Annotated in this window: 3 protein-coding genes; all 3 read left to right on the top strand. The window is 35.4% G+C overall.

Annotated features, from left to right (window positions below):
- The coding region (locus P8M54_RS07705; RefSeq protein WP_300286893.1) for a gliding motility-associated C-terminal domain-containing protein at positions 1 to 1,313 on the top strand (1,313 nt) is incomplete at its 5' end.
- A gap of 64 nt (positions 1,314 to 1,377) precedes the next feature.
- Complete coding sequence (locus P8M54_RS07710; RefSeq protein ID WP_300286895.1) at positions 1,378 to 2,295, top strand: type IX secretion system membrane protein PorP/SprF; 918 nt, start codon at positions 1,378 to 1,380, stop codon at positions 2,293 to 2,295.
- Positions 2,296 to 2,313: 18 nt separating this feature from the next.
- On the top strand, positions 2,314 to 4,182 hold the full coding sequence (locus P8M54_RS07715) for an OmpA family protein (RefSeq protein WP_300286897.1): 1,869 nt from the start codon (positions 2,314 to 2,316) through the stop codon (positions 4,180 to 4,182).
- Positions 4,183 to 4,360 lie beyond the last annotated feature (178 nt).

A 4,360-nucleotide genomic window follows, 5' to 3' on the forward strand; every position in this document is an offset into this window, starting at 1 on the left:
CAGTTAATGATGCTACAGGTTGTTTTAGTAATTCAAGAACAGCAGTGGTCTTAACTATTAACGCGAGACCAGCAAATCCAATCAGTGTAGGGAATCAAACGGTTTGTACTAATGGCAGCACGACACAAACACTAACAGCAACAGCATCTGGCTCTTCTGTTACTTGGTATACTGCTGCTATAAGCGGTACGCTTGTTTCTAATCCAAATCAAGTTGGTGTTGGGACTGTAACTTATTATGCTGAAGCTTCAAATGGACTTTGTACCAGTTTTTCAAGAACTGCCGTAACTTTAACTATAGTAGGTGTTGTACCAAATCCTACAGCAGCAGATCAAACTGTTTGTTCTAATGGGAATAGCAATCAAACATTGACGGCAACAGCCTCAGGAAATACCATAACTTGGTATACAGCTTTAACAGGCGGATCAATTGTAGCAAGCCCAACTCAAGTAGGTGTAGGAAGTGCTACTTATTATGCAGAATCTTCAGTGGGGAATTGTACAAGTGCGGCCCGAACTAGAGTTGTTCTAACTATTTCAGCTATTCCAGCTGTACCCACAGTACTTTCTGCAGTGCAACCAACTTGTTCTGTTCCTTCGGGTAGGATAACTGTTACTCCACAAGCTAATACTGAATATAGTATTGGAAATGGATTTCAGCAAAGTAATGTTTTCCAAAATGTGGCTCCTGGTAACTACACGATTAGCGTTCGCTTTTTAAATAATACAGCATGCCCAGTGAATGCCGTTTCTGCACAACGAATTAATGCTGTTCCAGCTACTATTCAGTTTGATGTTGCTGGAGAATGTGTTTCGGATGACTACATTCTTACGGCAAAATCAGTTGCAAATTCATATGATGCAGCCACAGTTGAATATATTTGGAAAGATGAAAATGGACAGCAAGTAGGTACTAATGCTAGTGAATTGAATGTGTCTAGAGTAATTGCATCTAAAACTAGCCAAACTATTTTTCCTCTTACTTATACTTTGACTATTAAGTCTGTTGGAACTGGTTGTGAGACTACAAAATCGGTACTTATTAATGGGATTTACTGTAATATTCAAAAAGGAATCTCGCCGGACGGAAATGGTTCAAATGAATTTTTAGACCTTTCATTAATGGATGTCCGCAACTTAGAAATCTTTAATAGATATGGACTTAAAGTATATTCCATGCCTAATTATAAGAATCAGTGGAAAGGCCAAACTAATAAAGGCGAGGAGTTACCTAGTGCAACATATTACTATGTGATTCAATTCAACAATGGTCAAACTAAGACAGGTTGGATTTATTTAATCAGAGAGAAATAGTAAAACAATATAATTTATTGGTTCATGCTTTTTAAACTGCCAATAAATCCAAAATTAAGTAAATATGAATAAAATATTTTTGACTACTCTTTTAGTGCTGCTAACATTTGCAGATATGAAGGCACAACAGGATCCACAATATACGCAATATATGTATAACATGAATATTGTAAATCCCGCTTACGCAGGTTCTAAAGAAAATATCTCTTTGGGGATGCTGTATCGAAAACAATGGGCTAATATTGAGGGAGCACCAAGTTCTTTCTCTTTTTCAGGTCATGGAGCAGTGGGTAATAACGTTGGTATAGGATTGTCTTTTTTGTCGGATAAAATTGGACCGATCTCTGAGCAAAATGTATACGGTGATTTTTCGTATTCTTTACAATTGGGAGAAAACCGAACTTTAGCGTTGGGTATAAAAGCGGGAGCTACATTCCATAAAGTAGGATTAAGATCAATTCAATCAAGTTTACCAGATCCAAACGAGGGAATATTTGGGCAAGATATCAGTGATGTTAATCTAAATATTGGTACCGGAGCATTTTATTACACGGATAAATATTATGTTGCTTTATCTCTTCCTAATATGTTAAAATCAGCTCATTTGGATTATAACAGAAGAGAGTATGGGTCTGATGTGAGTCATTATTTTTTAACGGGAGGTTATGTTTTTGATCTTGATTATGATGTTAAATTCAAACCTTCTTTTATGCTTAAGTCGGCATTGAATATAAGACCTTCGCTAGATTTGTCTGCAAATTTTCTATACAAAGAGCAAATAGAAATAGGAGCAACCTATAGATTACAAGATAGTTTTGGAGGTATGGTTAATTTTTTAGTCACTCCTGAGTTACGCATAGGGTATGCCTATGATCGCACTATTTCTGATTTAAGAGTTAGCGCACCGTCCTCACACGAATTTATACTATTGTATGATTTGTTTACGCCTAAAAAAGTTTCACGTTCTCCTAGATTTTTCTAAAATTTAATTATAATCGTAATGAAGATATATAGCCAAATACTACTTTTTGTTCTTTTTAGTGTTGTCAGTACTGCACAAACGAAGGAGACCAAAGAAGCCGACCAACTGTTTGATAGGTATGAATATGGAAGTGCAGCGAAAGCCTATATGGCTTTGGTTGAGAAAGGAAATAAAAGTGAGTATGTTTATAAGCAACTAGCTGAATCTTATTTTAAGATCGAAAAAACTACCGAAGCGGAAAAATGGTATGCTTTGACGGTGAAATCATCTAAAAATGCAGCAACGCTTTATAACTACATTCAAGTTTTAAAATACAACGGGAAGTATGACGAAGCGAACACCCAAATGAAGTCATTTGCTAATCAATTTCCAAACGATAAGAGAGCTTTGGCTTTTAAAAGTAATCCTGATTACTTGAATATACTCAAGAATAAGGAACCACTTTTTGAAGTCAATAAAATCAATCTTAATGCTGAGCATTCTAATTTTGGAGCTGTGTTGTACGGTAAAACACTTTATTTTGCAGCAGCAAAAAAGGAAGGAACTAAAATTTATGGTTGGAATGAAGAACCTTTTTTAGACTTATATCAATCAGAATTTAACAAGCAAGACAATACGTATGGAGTTCCAACGGGTATTTCCGAATTGAATTCAGTGTATCATGAAGGGCCTTTAACAATGACTAAGGATGGAAAAACCATTTATTTCTCAAGCGAAAGTTTTAAAGATAAACTTTTTGAGAAAGACAAAGTTAAGAAGTTGAAGTTTGGGCAAGTTTCTTTATATAAAGCAGTTAAGGATAATAACGTTTGGACCGCTATAACTCCACTGCCATTTAATGACAAAAGCTATTCGACAGGTAATCCTTCTATTGATTCCACAGGGAAAATCTTGTACTTTGCTTCCAATATGCCGGGTTCCATAGGTGGAACCGATATTTGGAAAGTGACTGTTAATGCTGATGGTAGTTATGGAACTCCTGAAAATATGGGTCCAGAAGTGAATACAGAAGCTGATGAGAATTTCCCTTTTATTGCAGATGATAATACATTGTATTTTTCCTCAAATAGGCTATTGGGCTTAGGTGGTTTAGATGTTTACGCTATTAAACTTGATGGGCCATCTAAAGCTATTAATTTAGGATCTCCTATAAATTCGAACAAGGATGATTTTTCGTTTTCAATTGATAACGAAAATAAAGCAGGTTATATTTCTAGTAATAGGTTAGGAAAGGATGCTATTTATTCTACGACAGCAATTTGTCAAGCGCAAGTGTTGACTATTGTTAAAAATGCCAAAACATTAGATTTAATTGCTGGAGCCAAAATTGTTGTGATGGACACCAATAAAAATGTGTTAGAAACTCAGTTTTCTGATTCCGAAGGTAAATACTTGTACAAAGGAGAATGTACTAAAAAATATATTGTGGCTGTGTATAAGGATGGATATATTACTAAGGAATTCAGCCTTGACGAATTACAAGCCGGTATAATTGCACTTGACGCAGCAGTAGATCCAATTGACGTGGTCGTTACGGAGACGGAAATTGTTTTAAATCCAATTTATTTTGAAAACAATAAGAGTAATATAACCACACAAGGAGCTGAAGAGCTGGATAAGTTGGTATACATCATGGGGCAAAATAATGACCTTAAGATATTCGTTAAATCGCATACTGATTTTAGAGGACAAGATGATTACAATATGAGATTGTCTGATCATCGAGTTGACTCCACTATCGCTTACTTTATTTCAAAAGGGATTTCCGCCGAAAGAGTAACTGGTAAAGGTTTTGGTGAAACGGAGCCTAAAGTGAATTGCGGTGAGAAGTGTACCGAAGAAGAACACGCTCTAAACAGGCGTTCCGAGTTCATGATTGTAAAATAAAAGCATAACATATAAAAAAAGGATACGGTTCAAAAACGAGGGCACTGAAAAACTAGGCCTAATTTAGACAAGATGCTTTTTTAGGGATTAAAAAGAAAGCTTGTAACGGATTAATTAATAATTCTGTTACAAGCTTTTTTTATTTTTGCAGTATTTTTAAAGAGCTTACATCGACTTA

This window comes from Flavobacterium sp. (assembly GCF_029242675.1).
In the GTDB taxonomy this organism is placed as follows: domain Bacteria; phylum Bacteroidota; class Bacteroidia; order Flavobacteriales; family Flavobacteriaceae; genus Flavobacterium.